The organism is Streptomyces sp. NPDC090499, from assembly GCF_044769305.1.
GTDB lineage: Bacteria > Actinomycetota > Actinomycetes > Streptomycetales > Streptomycetaceae > Streptomyces.
Window position 1 is genome coordinate 1,236,956 of record NZ_JBIVXP010000001.1, and the last position, 14,025, is coordinate 1,250,980.

13 protein-coding genes are annotated in these 14,025 nt (G+C 71.8%); 6 read left to right on the forward strand and 7 right to left on the reverse strand.

All coding sequences use genetic code 11. The features are described 5' to 3' along the window. The 3 genes from ACIQVL_RS05745 to ACIQVL_RS05755 all read right to left on the reverse strand — a co-directional run bounded on the left by ACIQVL_RS05745 (nucleotide 1) and on the right by ACIQVL_RS05755 (nucleotide 2,033). Nucleotides 1–450, reverse strand: coding sequence for a hypothetical protein (locus ACIQVL_RS05745; RefSeq protein WP_403474796.1), 450 nt, complete (start codon nucleotides 448–450; stop codon nucleotides 1–3). Between the two features lie 158 nt (nucleotides 451–608). Continuing rightward, nucleotides 609–953, reverse strand: coding sequence for an SCO4225 family membrane protein (locus ACIQVL_RS05750; protein ID WP_382723283.1), 345 nt, complete (start codon nucleotides 951–953; stop codon nucleotides 609–611). 165 nt (nucleotides 954–1,118) lie between these two features. Beyond that, complete coding sequence (locus ACIQVL_RS05755) at nucleotides 1,119–2,033, reverse strand: helix-turn-helix transcriptional regulator (RefSeq protein ID WP_403427864.1); 915 nt, start codon at nucleotides 2,031–2,033, stop codon at nucleotides 1,119–1,121. 101 nt (nucleotides 2,034–2,134) lie between these two features. Between ACIQVL_RS05755 and ACIQVL_RS05760 the strand changes: the two genes are divergently transcribed. After that, nucleotides 2,135–3,562 carry an MFS transporter gene (locus ACIQVL_RS05760; RefSeq protein ID WP_403427862.1) on the forward strand — a complete coding sequence of 476 codons (1,428 nt, stop codon included), beginning with the start codon at nucleotides 2,135–2,137 and terminating at the stop codon, nucleotides 3,560–3,562. Between the two features lie 151 nt (nucleotides 3,563–3,713). Here ACIQVL_RS05760 and ACIQVL_RS05765 read toward each other — a convergent pair whose 3' ends face one another. Further along, on the reverse strand, nucleotides 3,714–5,957 hold the full coding sequence (locus ACIQVL_RS05765; protein ID WP_403427860.1) for a SpoIIE family protein phosphatase: 2,244 nt from the start codon (nucleotides 5,955–5,957) through the stop codon (nucleotides 3,714–3,716). 330 nt (nucleotides 5,958–6,287) lie between these two features. On the opposite strand from ACIQVL_RS05765, the gene ACIQVL_RS05770 reads away from it, so the two are divergent. The 3 genes from ACIQVL_RS05770 (at nucleotide 6,288) to ACIQVL_RS05780 (ending at nucleotide 8,383) form a co-directional block, all read left to right on the forward strand. Next, nucleotides 6,288–6,506, forward strand: coding sequence for a hypothetical protein (locus ACIQVL_RS05770; protein WP_351490475.1), 219 nt, complete (start codon nucleotides 6,288–6,290; stop codon nucleotides 6,504–6,506). Between the two features lie 58 nt (nucleotides 6,507–6,564). Beyond that, on the forward strand, nucleotides 6,565–7,713 hold the full coding sequence (locus tag ACIQVL_RS05775; RefSeq protein ID WP_403474533.1) for a serine hydrolase domain-containing protein: 1,149 nt from the start codon (nucleotides 6,565–6,567) through the stop codon (nucleotides 7,711–7,713). A gap of 187 nt (nucleotides 7,714–7,900) precedes the next feature. Further along, nucleotides 7,901–8,383, forward strand: a complete 483-nt coding sequence (locus ACIQVL_RS05780) for a hypothetical protein (RefSeq protein ID WP_403474534.1) — start codon at nucleotides 7,901–7,903, stop codon at nucleotides 8,381–8,383. On the opposite strand, the gene ACIQVL_RS05785 is transcribed toward ACIQVL_RS05780, so the two are convergent. Beyond that, nucleotides 8,370–8,972 carry a TetR family transcriptional regulator gene (locus ACIQVL_RS05785; RefSeq protein ID WP_403474535.1) on the reverse strand — a complete coding sequence of 201 codons (603 nt, stop codon included), beginning with the start codon at nucleotides 8,970–8,972 and terminating at the stop codon, nucleotides 8,370–8,372. The genes ACIQVL_RS05780 and ACIQVL_RS05785 overlap by 14 nt on opposite strands. Nucleotides 8,973–8,998: 26 nt before the next feature. Further along, nucleotides 8,999–10,009, reverse strand: a complete 1,011-nt coding sequence (locus tag ACIQVL_RS05790) for an aldo/keto reductase (protein WP_403474536.1) — start codon at nucleotides 10,007–10,009, stop codon at nucleotides 8,999–9,001. A gap of 172 nt (nucleotides 10,010–10,181) precedes the next feature. Here ACIQVL_RS05790 and ACIQVL_RS05795 point away from each other — a divergent pair, with 172 nt between their 5' ends. Together ACIQVL_RS05795 and ACIQVL_RS05800 are read left to right on the forward strand one after the other, a co-directional pair. Then, nucleotides 10,182–11,228, forward strand: coding sequence for a chitinase (locus tag ACIQVL_RS05795; protein WP_403427849.1), 1,047 nt, complete (start codon nucleotides 10,182–10,184; stop codon nucleotides 11,226–11,228). 199 nt (nucleotides 11,229–11,427) lie between these two features. After that, a complete protein-coding gene (locus tag ACIQVL_RS05800) occupies nucleotides 11,428–12,555 on the forward strand; it encodes an endonuclease/exonuclease/phosphatase family protein (protein WP_403427847.1) in 1,128 nt (375 codons plus the stop codon). 69 nt (nucleotides 12,556–12,624) lie between these two features. Here ACIQVL_RS05800 and ACIQVL_RS05805 read toward each other — a convergent pair whose 3' ends face one another. Continuing rightward, nucleotides 12,625–14,007 (reverse strand): glycine--tRNA ligase, encoded by a 1,383-nt coding sequence (locus ACIQVL_RS05805; protein ID WP_403427845.1) that lies wholly within the window; start codon nucleotides 14,005–14,007, stop codon nucleotides 12,625–12,627. Nucleotides 14,008–14,025: the final 18 nt, after the last annotated feature.

Consider the following 14,025-nt stretch of genomic DNA (forward strand, 5'->3'; position numbering starts at 1 on the left):
CTACGACGCACTCGGTTCCGCCGTCGGGCCGAAGCCGCGCAGTTGCCGGATCGTGCCGCCGAGCCGGTCGCGGAACCCGTCCAGCAGCTGCGGCTGGGCGCTGACGATCCACCGGGTGCCGACCAGGTACTCGCCGCCGTACCCGGAGGCGGAGTCCAGCCAGGTCTCCTTGAGTTCGTCGGTGGGGAAGGTGGTGATGAGGTAGTCGGCCTTCTCCGTGTGGCACAGGCCCTGGCGCAGTTCCGTGGCGTTGATGCGGATCCTGGGCCTGCAGCCGGTCAGACCGGCGATCACCTCGACCTTGGCCGGAGCCACCACCCCCTTCACGGGGGCGTCCGACACGGAGACCCTCGCCCGCCTGCGCTCCGTGTCGGCGGCGTCGTCACCGCCGCCGCAGGCCGCGGTCAGAGGAGCGATCGCCAGGGTCGCGGCCAGGGTCGCGCCGCGCATCAGGCGGCCGGGGTGCTGGGCTCGTGGCTGCTGCGGCACGTTGCCTCTCCGTCTCCGGGTGGTCCTGTCCGCGGCCGGCGGCCAGGCGTACGACAGGGGGTACGGACGAACATCGGCGGCTGTTCACCCCGTACCCGGCGTCCCGTCGGACGTCCGCGTCACGAACAGCTGATCTCCGAGCGCCGGTGCCGGGCCAGGACGGCCTGTCGCAGGGCGCCCAGGGCCAGGGACTGCAGCAGCGCGGAGACGACGACGGTGCCGACGAAGAACCAGTTCGGGGTGTCCGTGCGCCAGGCCGTCCTGCCGAGCGCCGCGAGCAGCGGGAAGACCGGGAACGTGACCAGGGGCGGCCAGAGCCAGGCGTAGTCGGAGCCGTGCTCGTCCGCGTGGGCGGAGTCGACGACGGCCTTGGCGATGACGACGGCGACCAGGACCAGGTAGGCCACCGACAGGCGGTTGGTGAGCATCAGCCGGACAACGGTGCGGGCCGGGCCGGATTCCATCGTCTTCTCCCCCGTGGCCGGTCGTCGGTACGTCGTTTCGCCGTCTCGCCGTTTCGCTGTCTCGCCGTTCCCCGTTCTCTCTCCCCTCCTGCATGGTCGGGGGCGGACGGCGCCCCGGTCCTGAGTACGCGTACTCAGTTGTGCGAACGAATTCCCGCACTCCGGTCAGGAGTTCGACTTCGCCGTCCCCGCCCGCGCCAGGTCGTGCAGCCGCTCCAGGCGCTCCCGGGTGTCCGCGTCGGCCGGGACGTAGGTGACCATCCGCGCCCCGGAGCCCGGGTTCAGGAACAGGTCCGTGTGTTCCAGGGTGAGGTGGCCGACGTACGGGTTGAGGAAGTGCTTGGTCCTGGAGCGCAGGTCCACCACCTCGTAGCGCTCCCAGTTCTCGCGGAACTCCGCGGACTCCGCGGCCAGCCGCTTGACCAGCATCTTCCAGGCCGGCTCGGCGAGATGGCCGGCCATCGACGCGCGGAGTTTCGCGGCCATCAGGCGGCGGGTCTCCTCCAGGTGCACGATCGAGCGGCACCACTCGGGGTTGGTGTGGACGAGGATCATGCAGTTGCGGTCCTCGGGCGGGACCGCGTCGAGGTCGCACAGCAGGCGGGCGTAGGTGCGGTTGTAGGCGAGGATGTCGTAGCGGCTGTTCTGCACGGAGGCCGGCAGGGGTTCCAGGGCCCGGAGCATCTCCTGCAGGGCCGGGGTGACGCCCGTGCAGCTCGCGGCCGGGGTCGGGTCGACGGCCTCGGCCAGCTGGAAGAGGTGGGCGCGCTCGGTGGCGTCGAGCCGCAGGGTGCGGGCGAGGGCGTCCAGGACCTGGACGGAGACCTGGATGTCGCGGGCCTGTTCGAGCCAGGTGTACCAGGTGACACCGACCGCGGAGAGCTGGGCGACCTCCTCGCGGCGCAGGCCGGGCGTGCGGCGGCGGGTGCCACGCGGCAGGCCCACCTCCTCCGGGGTGATCCGCTCCCGCCGGTTGCGCAGGAACGCGGCCAGTTCGTGCCGCCGGATGTCCGCACCCCGGCCCTGGGCGGCGGCCGCCGTCTGCCGCGGGGCCGTCTTCTCCTGTGCCGTCGTCGTCATGCCTCCAGCCTGCCCCGCCGCCGATCCTGTTGCCAGGTACTTCTACTACCAGGACAAGGAGACTCTGGTACCAGTCTGGAACCGGCCGCAGGCTCGGGTGCATGACCGAAACCGTCACCACCGCGCCCGTACGGTCCCCGTCCGCGCCACCGGCCCTCGGTGGCCCGGGGCTGTTCACCGTCCTGCTGGCCGCCGCGCTTCCGCTCATCGACTTCTTCATCGTCAACGTCGCCCTGCCCACCATCGGAGCCGACCTGCACGCGGGCGAGGCGGTCCTGGAACTCGTCGTCGCCGGGTACGGCGTCGCCTACGCCGTACTGCTGGTGCTCGGCGGGCGGCTCGGCGACCTGTTCGGGCGCCGCCGGCTCTTCCTCGGCGGCATGGCCGCGTTCGGCCTGACCTCGCTGGCCTGCGGACTCGCGCCCGGCGCCTGGACGCTGGTGGCCGCCCGGGTCGCCCAGGGCGCCGCGTCCGCCGCGATGCTCCCGCAGGTCCTCGCCACCATCCAGGCCGCCACCCGCGGCGGCCGCCGGGCCCGTGCCATGAGCCTGTACGGCGCCACCGCCGGCCTCTCCATGGTGGCCGGGCAGATCCTCGGCGGGGTGCTGGTCGCCGCCGACATCGCGGGGACGGGATGGCGGTCGGTGTTCCTGGTCAACGTGCCGGTCGTGGTCGTCGGGCTGGTGCTCGGCGCCCGGTTCGTGCCGGAGACCCGGTCGCAGAAGCCCGAGCCGGTCGACGGGCCCGGGACCGTGCTGCTCGCCGTCTCCCTGCTCACCCTCCTCGCCCCGCTCACCGAGGGCCGCGCGGCGGGCTGGCCGCTGTGGACGTGGCTGTCGCTGGCCGCGTTCCCGGGCGTGGCCGTCGCCTTCTACGCCGTGGAGCGCCGCGCCGACCGGGCGGGCCGTACGCCGCTGGTCCCGCCGAGCCTGTTCGAACTCGCCTCGCTGCGCCGGGGGCTGGTGCTGATGCTGCCGTTCTCGATCGGGTTCAGCGGCTTCATGTTCGTGATCGCCGTGGCCCTGCAGAGCGGGGAGCACCTGGGTCCGGTCGCGGCCGGGATGGCGCTCGCCCCGATGGCCGTCGCCTTCCTGTTCGTCTCGCTCGCCGGGCCGCGGCTGATCGCCCGGTACGGCAGCCGGGTGGTGACCGCCGGGTCGGTGATCCAGATGGCCGGCATCGTCCTCATCGTGCTCGCCGCCCGGCGGGACTGGCCGCACCTGGACTTCACCGGGCTGCTGCCCGGGGTCGCGGTGGCCGGTGCCGGTCAGGCCCTGCAACTGCCCAACGTGCTGCGGCTCGTGATGTCGGAGGTGCCGCCGGCGCGGGCCGGGGTGGGCAGCGGCGTGATGGTCACCACCCAGCAGTCCGCGCTCGCCCTCGGCGTGGCCACCCTGGGCACCCTGTTCCTCTCCCTGGCCCCGCACCAGGGCATGCGGGACGCCCTGGTCACCACGCTGCTGGTCCAGCTGGGCCTGGCGCTGGTGACCGGCCTGCTCAGCCTGCGGTTGCCTCGAACGGTGGGCTGACCGGCGCTCCCTGCCAGCGCCCTGTAACCAGCGCCCCGAGGGGGCGCTGGGGGTACCCCCGGCCGAAGGCTGGGGGAGGAACTGCGCGACCAGCCACGACGGCGCCGCAGACGAACAACAACCCCCCGTCCCGGCGCTGCCGGCAACGCGCTCAGCCACCCAGCTCGAACCACACGATCTTGCCGGTGCCCAACCGCGTCGTCCCCCACCGCCGGGCCAGCCGGTGCACCAGGTACAGGCCCCGGCCGTGCTCGTCCGTCGCCTTGGCCTGCCGCAGCCTCGGCAGCTGCGGCACGTCGTCGCCGACCTCGCAGCGCAGCACGTCCGTACGCAGCAGCCGCAGGCTGATCGGCCGGGAGGCGTGCCGTACGGCGTTGGTGACGATCTCGCTGACCAGCAGCTCGGCGGTGTCGGTGAGGTCCTCCAGGCCCCAGCCGGCCAGGGCCTGCCGGGTGAGCCGGCGGGCCCGGCCGGGCGCGCCGACCTCCGGTTCCAGGGTCCAGTACGCCACGTCGCTGGGCGCGATGCCGTCGAAGCGGGCGGCGAGCAGCGCGATGTCGTCGTCCCGGTCGCCCGGACCGAGCATGTCGAGCACCTCGTCGCACAGGGCTTCGAGGGGCGGCGGCCGGTCGGGCCCGGTCAGCTGGGCGGTGGCGGCGAGCTTCTCGCGCAGCTGCTCGATCCCGGTCCACACGTCGCGCAGCCGGGACTCGACCAGACCGTCGGTGTAGAGGAGCAGGGTGGCCCCGGTGGGGGCGTCCAGCTCGACCGCCTCGAAGTCGATGCCGCCGACGCCGATCGGGGCGCCCGGCGGCACCGTGAGGACCTCCGCCTTGCCGCCCGGGTGCAGCAGGATCGGCGGCGGATGACCGGCGTTGGCGACGGTGATGCGGTGCGAGACGGGGTCGTACACGATGTACAGGCAGGTGGCCATGCGGTCGGTGCCGAGCCGCTGGGCCTGTTCGTCGAGGTGGTGCAGGACCTCCTGCGGGGGCAGGTCGAGGCCGGCCAGGGTCAGCGCGGTGGTGCGCAGCTGGCCCATGACCGCCGCCGAGGTCATGGAGTGGCCCATGACGTCGCCGACGACCAGCGCCACCCGGCTGCCGGGCAGCGGGATCGCGTCGTACCAGTCGCCGCCGACCCGCGCGGTCTCGGCGGCCGGCAGGTAGCGGGAGGCGAGCCGGACGCCGGTGGGCCGGGGCAGCGTCTGCGGGAGCATGGCGCGCTGCAGCCGGTCGGCGATGAACGCCTCCCTGCTGTACAGGACGGCCTTGTCGACGCCGAGCGCGGTGTGGGTGGCGAGCTGGGCGGCGACCAGCAGGTCGGCGGGCTCGAACGCCGGGCGCTCGGGCCGGCGCAGGAAGACGACGGCGCCGGTGACCCGGCGGCGGCCGCGCAGCGGGGCGAGGATCGCGTGCGAGCCGACCCAGTCGTTCAGCGCGCTGTCCGCGCCGACGAGTTCGCCGAGCGCGTCGCGGGTCGGCGGGGTGTCGGCGAACACCGGCCGGACCCCGCGCAGCACCTCGGCGAGGGCGCCGCCGGGCACCACCTCGCTCCAGTCGGAGGCGTCCAGGTCGTCCTGCCCGTCGTCCACCGTCTCCGCGGGCCAGACCAGCTCGGCACCGGGGCCCTTGAGCCGGTCGGTACGGCGCAGCCGCAGCACGGCGGGCCCGTTGGGGCGTTCGTCGCCGACCGGCAGCGGGTCGCGCAGGTAGACGAGGGCCGCGTCGGAGTAGGTCGGCACGGCGGCCCGGCACAGGCCGAGCACGATCTCGTCGGTGTCGAAGCCGCGGGCGATCCGGCGGGTGGCGGCGCCGACGTAGCGCAGGCGGTCCTCGTCCGGGGCCTTCGGCGCGGCGGGCGGGGCGGCGGCGAGGGAGTCCTCGCGCACGGCGAGCGCGGTCTGCGCCGACAGCGCGTCGGCCAGGGCGATGTCGTCGTCCACGAAGTCCTCCCGGTCCGGGCGCCGCAGGAACACCGCGACGCCCACCACGGCGTCGGGCGCGCGCAGCGGGGCGAGCAGGACCCGGTTGCCCTGCGGGAGCCGGGGTTCCGTGCCCAGGAGTTCACGGAGGGCGTCGTCCACGTCGTCCTGCCCGCGGCCGCGTGCCCTGCCGCAGCGCAACAGGGCGGCGAGCGCGCCGTCGGGCGCCACCGGTCTCGACCGAGGAGGCGATCCGCCCATGGCGCCGCCGAGTTCGGCGGGCACCCCGTCCAACTCCAGGCGCTCCGGCTCCGGCCCGTCCGGCGGGCGGTCGCCGAGGTAGACGAACATCCCGTCCGCCAGGTCCGGGACCATCACCCGGTACAGCTCACGGACGGCCTGGGCCGCGCCCTCGGCACGCGCGATCCGGCGGCCGGCAACGGCCAGGAAACGTTGAGGATCCGGCAGCATCGCCTCTCCGTGCCGGTGGCCGCTTCACAAGGTCGCTTTCATCTTGAGCCTTGGTCAATTCCCTGTCCAGGGTTTCCGCCGGTACACCAAGTCCGGCTCTTGATCCGGAGGTTGGGACGGGGACGTCCGCGAGGGCACCTCCCGGACCGCGCTGACCTCCTGCTCGTCCCGCCCGGCCGGTCCTGCGGCGCCGTGTGAACTCCGGGGACATCCTCGACAAAACCCGGTGAAGAAATCCCCGTTGATGTTGGTCTTGCTGCACACTCCTTGCCGTCGACGGCCGTCGACACGTACCGGACAGCAGACCGGGCACGGACTCCGGAGGCGTCAATGTCGCAGATCGACGAGAGCAAGGTCAGCCGCTGGGACCAGCACGGCCGGGAGCACGTGGTCCGGGTGCAGCGCACGGGGGTGCAGCGCACGATCAAATGCGACACCTGCGGCTGGCAGAAGGGCGCCCAGTTCCTGCCCTGGCTGAAGGCTGAGGAGCATCTGGCCGAGGCCCACCAGGCCACCGTGGACCCCGCGGGCACCCAGCCCTCGCGATGACTTTCCGCGGGCGCGGGAGTCGTACCGTCCGACACCGCGCCCACCGGAAGGACGACCGATGACCGTCTCCCCGCTGCACGCCACCCTGCGCCGCCACGTCGAGGCAGGCACCGTCCCCGGAGCCGTGGGGCTCGTGGCCCGCGGCGACGACGTCGAGGTGGTGGCCGTCGGGCACGCCGACGTCGAGGGGTCCGCCCCGATGGCCCGGGACTCGGTGTTCCGCATCGCGTCGGTCACCAAGCCGATCACCGCCGCCGCGGTGCTGATGCTGGTGGACGAGGGCCGGATCGGGCTCGGCGACCCGGTGGCCGACTGGCTCCCGGAGCTGGCGAAGCCGATGGTGGTCCGTACGCCCGCGAGCCCCGTCGACGACGTGGTGCCGGCGGTCCGCCAGGTCACCGTCGAGGACCTGCTGAGCTTCCGCACCGGCTGGGGTCTGCCCGACGACTTCTCGCTGCCCGCCGCGCAGGCCCTGTTCGCGGTGCAGGACCACGGCATCCCGTTCCGGGACTGGCCGGACCCGGACACCTGGCTGGGCCTGCTCGCCCAGGTGCCGATGCTGCACCAGCCGGGCGAGTCCTGGCTGTACGGCACCTCGTCCGCCCTCCAGGGCATCCTGGTCGCCCGGGTGTCGGGCCGCACCCTGCCCGATTTCCTGGCGGAGCGGATCTTCGAGCCGCTGGGCATGCGGGACACGGCGTTCGAGGTGCCCGCGTCGAAACGGCACCGCTTCACCTCGTCCTACGCGCCCGCCGCGGACGGCACCCTGCGCCTGACGGACACCCCGGACGGCGCGTACAGCAGCCTGCCGCGCTTCCCGTCGGGCGGCGGCGGCCTCGTCTCCACGGCCGACGACTGGCTGGCCTTCGCCCGGCTGCTGCTGAACGCCGGCGCCGCCCCGGACGGCCGCCGTCTGCTGACCGCCACCTCGGTGAGCCGGATGACCACCAACCACCTGACGGCCGCCCAGCGCGAGCGCGCCGCCCTCTTCCTGGAGGGCCAGGGCTGGGGGTACGGCGGCGCGGTGGACGTCGCCCCGGCCGACCCCTGGTCGGTGCCGGGCCGCTACGGCTGGGTCGGCGGCACCGGTACCGCCGCGCACCTCGTCCCGGCCACCGGCACGGTCACGGTCCTGTTGACACAGACGGCGATGACGGGTCCGACGACGACCTCCCTCATGCGGGACTTCTGGCAGGCCACCGCCTAGCTCGCGCGTTACGCCGTTCGGGTGAGCTCCCGGGCAGGAATCACGAGGTCAGGACACCCGTTGCCACCTGCGGTCTTTACCGAATCCGAGGGCGGTGCGCACCGCTTCCGGGACCGCCCGGGTCGCCGCCCGGCGCGACCCGGCCAAGCCTTGAGAGGTCCCCCCGTCCCTCGACAGGAGTACATCCATGCACACCACCCAGCGCCAGATCTCCCGGGCCCTCGCCGCCGGTGCGCTCTCCGTGGCCCTGCTGTCGGCCGGTTCCGCCGGTGCGTTCGCCACCGGGGCCAGGCCGACCCCGTCGCCCACCATGAGCGCCAAGCCGAAGCCGAAGCCGACCCCCTCGCCCACCATGAGCGGCCGGCCGAAGCCGAAGCCGAGCCCGACCACCATGGCCTCGATCTCGGCCAGGGCGAACACCACCTCGGTCAGGCCCGGTGACTCGGTGACGGTGACCGGCCGCACCTCCGGCCTGAAGGTCGGCTGGCCGCTGGTGCTGGAGCACCAGAAGGGCGGCAAGTGGATCCCGCTCAAGGCGACCGCGAAGGTGAAGAACGGCAGCTCCTACTCGCTTACCGCGAAGCTCGGCAACCCGGGCACCGAGCACCTGCGGGTCTCGGCGGTCGGCAAGAAGGTCCACTCCCCGACCGTGACGGTCAAGGTGAGCTGAGGCCCCGCACCAGCAGCTCCACCAGCGACCCGAAGTCGTGCTCGGCCTCCGGCCGCACCCACTCCCGCGCGTAGCCCGGGTCGTGGAAGCGGCCGGTGGCCTGGAAGACGGTCCGGGCCGCGGCGGCGGGGTCGGGCACGGTGAAGACACCGCTCCCGGCCCCGTCCGCGATGATCGCGGTCAGCTGGCCGGTCAGGTCGGCGATGTGCTCGGTGACCGCCGGGCCGTTCTCGTCGGCGAGCACCATGTAGGTGGCGAACAGCTCCGGGTCGGCGCCCGCCTTGCGGCGCTTCGCGTCGAACAGGGCCCGCAGCCAGTCGCGCAGCCGGACCTCCGGGTCGCGGTCGCCGGCCGCGATGCCGGACAGCTGCTCCGAGGTCCGGTCCAGCCACCGCTTCGTCACCGCTTCGCGCAGCGCCGCCTTGGTCCGGAAGTGCCGGTAGACACTGCCGTGGCTGACGCCGAGCGCGCGGGCCACGTCCACCACGGTGGCCTTGGCCGGGCCGTGTCGGCGCAGCACCTCCTCGGTCGCTTCGAGGATGCGTTCGGCGGTCAGGGCCGGGGTCGGGGTCGGGGACGTCGCTGCCATGGCCTAGACGGTACCTGGCGCCGCGGTCAGTGCTCGGTGCCGAGATGGCTCATCTGCGCGGCCGGGTAGCGGGTGCCCGCCGCCGCGTCCGCCGGTACGGCCTCCTCGATCGCCGCCAGGTCGGCCGCGTCCAGGGTGACGTCCAGCGCGCCCAGCGACTCGGTGAGCCGCTCGCGGGTGCGGGCGCCGACGAGCGGCACGATGTCCTCGCCGCGGGACAGCACCCAGGCGATGGCGATCTGCGCGACGGTCACGCCCTTCTCGTCGGCGATCTTGCGCAGCGCCTCGACGAGGTCGAGGTTGTGCTGGAGGTTGTCGCCCTGGAAGCGCGGCGAGAAGGCCCGGAAGTCGCCCGCGCCGAACTGCCGGTCCCGGGTGAAGTGGCCGGAGATCAGGCCCCGGGAGAGCACGCCGTACGCGGTGATGCCGATGCCCAGCTCACGGGTGGTCGGCAGGATCTCCCGCTCGATGTCGCGGGTGATGATCGCGTACTCGATCTGGAGGTCCGAGATGGGCGCGGTGGCGGCGGCCCGCCGGATGTTCGCCGCGCTCGCCTCGCTGAGGCCGATGTGCCGGACGTGCCCCTTCTCGACCAGTTCGGCGATGGCGCCGACCGTCTCCTCGATCGGCACGTCCGGGTCGACGCGGGCGATCCGGTAGACGTCGATGTGGTCGACGCCGAGGCGCTGCAGGGAGTAGGCGGCGAAGTTCTTCACGGCGGCCGGGCGGCCGTCGTAGGCGTTCCAGCCGCCGTCCGGGTCGCGCAGGGCGCCGAACTTGACGCTGGTCAGCGCCTTTTCCCGGAGTCCGGCGGGGGCGGTGCGCAGGGCCTCGCCGATCAGCATCTCGTTGTGGCCCATGGCGTAGAAGTCGCCGGTGTCGAGCAGGGTCACGCCGGCGTCGAGGGCGGCGTGGACGGTGGCGATCGACTCGGCGCGGTCGGCCTCGCCGTACAGCGCGGACATGCCCATGCAGCCGAGGCCGAGGGCGGAGACCCGGGGGCCGGTGGATCCGAGGGAACGGGTGTGCTTCGTCATGGCTCCACTCTGGCATGACAGCTGACAGATTTCAATATCTGTCATCTGTCATTCCGTAGTCGCCACCCTTTCCCGCAGAATGGTCCAGACCTATTGACGGAAGGTCTGGACCACGAGCACTGTCATGGCTACGACACTCGCGCCGCGCCCCGACCCCACCGGGAGGCCCCGCATGATCCGACGCACCCTTGCCCTGCTCGCCGCCGCGCTCGCGACCGCTGCGCTCACCCAGCTCCCCGCCGCCGCCCCCGCGTCGGCCGCCGACACCTGTGCGGTCAAGTCCCGTCCCGCGGGCAAGGTGCTGCAGGGTTACTGGGAGAACTGGGACGGCTCCGCCAACGGCGTCCACCCGCCGTTCGGCTGGACCCCGATCACCAACTCCGCGATCGCGGCCCACGGCTACAACGTGATCAACGCGGCCTTCCCGGTGATCCGTTCCGACGGGACGGCCCTCTGGGAGGACGGCATGGACGCCGGCGTGAAGGTGGCCACGCCCGCGGAGATGTGCGCGGCGAAGGCCTCCGGCCAGACGGTCCTGCTGTCGATCGGGGGCGCGGCGGCGGGCATCGACCTCAGCTCGGCCGCCGTGGCCGACAGGTTCGTCTCGACGATCGTCCCGATCCTGAAGAAGTACAACTTCGACGGCATCGACATCGACATCGAGACGGGCCTGGTGGGCAGCGGCTCGATCACCCAGCTGTCCACGTCCCAGGCCAACCTGGTCCGCATCATCGACGGCGTCCTCGCCCAGATGCCGTCCAACTTCGGCCTCACGATGGCCCCGGAGACGGCGTACGTCACCGGAGGCAGCATCACCTACGGCTCGATCTGGGGCGCGTACCTTCCGATCGTCAAGAAGTACGCCGACAACGGCCGCCTGTGGTGGCTCAACATGCAGTACTACAACGGCAGCATGTACGGCTGCTCGGGCGACTCGTACTCGGCCGGCACGGTGGCCGGCTTCACCGCCCAGACCGACTGCCTCAACAAGGGGCTGGTCGTGCAGGGTACGACGGTCAGGGTGCCGTACGACAAGCAGGTCCCGGGCCTGCCCGCGCAGTCCGGCGCGGGCGGCGGCTACATGTCCCCGTCCCTGGTCTCCCAGGCCTGGAACCACTACGGCACGTCCCTCAAGGGCCTGATGACCTGGTCGATCAACTGGGACGGCTCGAAGAACTGGACGTTCGGCAACAACGTGAAGTCCCTCCAGGGGCGTTGAGCCGCCCGCCGGGCATTCCGACGAGGCCCCGGTCGCACCTGGCGTCCGGGGCCGAGCCGGGCCAACGGGCCGTCCGGCGGCCGTCCTCCGTTCGACAGGTCCCTATCCGGCCCGGAGAATGGAACTGCCGGCGCGCAGTGTCCCAGGCGGCGCCTGCCGTCGGCCGGTCGGTGCAGTCGCGCCGCCGAGGAGGCCCTCGATGAGCATCCGTATCGCCACCTTCAACATGGAGAACCTCTTCCGCCGGCCCACGGCGTTCCAGCTCTCCAACCCGGCCGAGCGCGAGAAAGTCCTCGACGACTTCGCCCAGTTGGTCACCCTGCTCGACCTGCCGGAGTACCGGGAGGACGACAAGAAGAAGATCGCCGCGCTCATCAAGGCGTACAAGGCCTACGACAGCAATCCGAAGGACCCGCCGGCGATCTTCATCAACGAGCTGCGCCCGGGCAAGGACTTCGAGCACAAGCCGGGCGGACTGTTCGAGAAGTCCGGCCCGGACAGCAACCCGCGCATCGAGATCGTCGCCGACGGCCGCGGTTCCTGGACCGGCTGGGCCGAACTCGGCTACGACGACCTCGACATGAGCGTGGTGCACAACACCGGCCGGGTGGTGGCGGAGGTCGACGCCGACGTTCTGCTCACGGTGGAGGTCGAGGACCGGCTCACCCTGGAACGCTTCAACACACAGGTCCTGGGCGAGGCGCTCGGCAGGCGGCCGTACCCCTACGACATGCTGATCGACGGCAACGATCCCCGGGGCATAGACATCGGGATCCTCAGCCGCCATCCGATCAGCTCCGTGCGGTCCCACATCTTCGACACCGACCCGGAGCAGCCCGACAAGAACCTGTTCAGCCGGGACTGTCCCGAGTTCGAGATCCAGCTCGACGGCACCCCCCTGGTGGTTCTCGGCAACCACCTCAAGAGCAAGTTCCACGACGATCCCGAACTGCGGCTGGCCCAGGCGAAGCGGGTCTCGGAGATCTACCGGGACGCGCTGGAGCGCACCGACCACGTCATGGTCGCGGGGGATCTCAACGACGAACCGGAGAGCGAAGCGGCCGAGGTGCTGCGGGACACCGGTCTGCGGGACGCGATGAGCCACCGCACCTACCACGGAAAGCCCGGCACCCACGGGGAGTGCCACAGCGAGCACGACAAGATCGACTACCTGCTCCTCCCGCCGGTGCTGTGGGACCGGGTGCAGTCCGTCGGCCTGGAGACACGCGGGATCTACGCGAAGGGGATCAAGCACTTCGACACGGTGAAGTCGAAGACGACGGAAGCCTCCGACCACGCGGCGCTCTACGCGGACCTGGACCTGTAGCGAACCAGAACGCCCACCCTCCGACCGAGCCGGACGGAGGGTGGGCGAGAAGGCCGAAGGGACGCGGACCTAGCAGCCCAGCAGGCGGCCCGCGAGGTAGCTCTCGATCTGGTCCAGAGAGACCCGCTCCTGCTTCATCGTGTCGCGCTCGCGGACGGTGACGGCGTTGTCCTCGAGCGTGTCGAAGTCGACGGTCACGCAGTACGGCGTACCGATCTCGTCCTGGCGGCGGTAGCGCCGCCCGATCGCACCGGCGTCGTCGAACTCGATGTTCCAGTGCCCGCGCAGCGCCTGGGCGAGCCCCTTGGCCTTCGGGGACAGCTCGGCGTTGCGGGAGAGGGGCAGGACCGCGACCTTGACGGGAGCGAGGCGGTGGTCCAGGCGCAGCACCGTGCGCTTCTCCAGCTTGCCCTTGGCGTTCGGCGCCTCGTCCTCGACGTACGCGTCCAGCAGGAAGGCCAGCATGGCGCGGCCGACACCCGCCGCCGGCTCGATGACGTACGGCGTCCAGCGCTCCTGGGCCTCCTGGTCGAAGTAGGAGAGGTCCTGGCCGGAGGCCTTGGAGTGGGCGTTCAGGTCGTAGTCGGTGCGGTTGGCGACGCCCTCCAGCTCGCCCCACTCGTTGCCGCCGAACTGGAAGCGGTACTCGATGTCAGCGGTGCGCTTGGAGTAGTGGGAGAGCTTCTCCTTCGGGTGCTCGTACCACCGCATGTTCTCCTCGCGCAGGCCCAGGCCGGTGTACCAGTTCCAGCGCTGCTCCATCCAGTACTCCTGCCACTTCTCGTCCTCGCCCGGCTTGACGAAGAACTCCATCTCCATCTGCTCGAACTCGCGGGTGCGGAAGATGAAGTTGCCGGGCGTGATCTCGTTGCGGAAGGACTTGCCCATCTGCGCGATACCGAACGGCGGCTTCTTGCGCGAGGCGACGTGCACCTGGGCGAAGTTGGTGAAGATGCCCTGCGCGGTCTCGGGGCGCAGGTAGGCGACGGAGCCGCTGTCCTGGGTCGGGCCGAGGTGGGTGGAGAGCAGGCCCGAGAACTGCTTGGGCTCGGTGAACTGGCCCTTGTTGCCGCAGTTCGGGCAGTTCACGTCCGCCAGGCCGTTCTCCGGGAGGCGGCCGTGCTTGGCCTCGTAGTGCTCCTCCAGGTGGTCCGCGCGGAACCGCTTGTGGCACGAGGTGCACTCGGTCAGCGGGTCCGTGAAGGTGGCGACGTGACCGGAGGCCACCCAGACCTCGGGGGCCAGGATGACGGACGAGTCGATACCGACCACGTCCTCGCGCGACGTCACCATGTAGCGCCACCACTGGCGCTTCAGGTTCTCCTTGAGCTCGACACCCAGCGGTCCGTAGTCCCAGGCGGCCTTCTGGCCGCCGTAGATCTCACTGCACGGGAATACGAAGCCACGGCGCTTGCTCAGGCTGACGATGGTGTCGATCTTGTCGGCGGCCACGGTGCTCTCTTCATTACG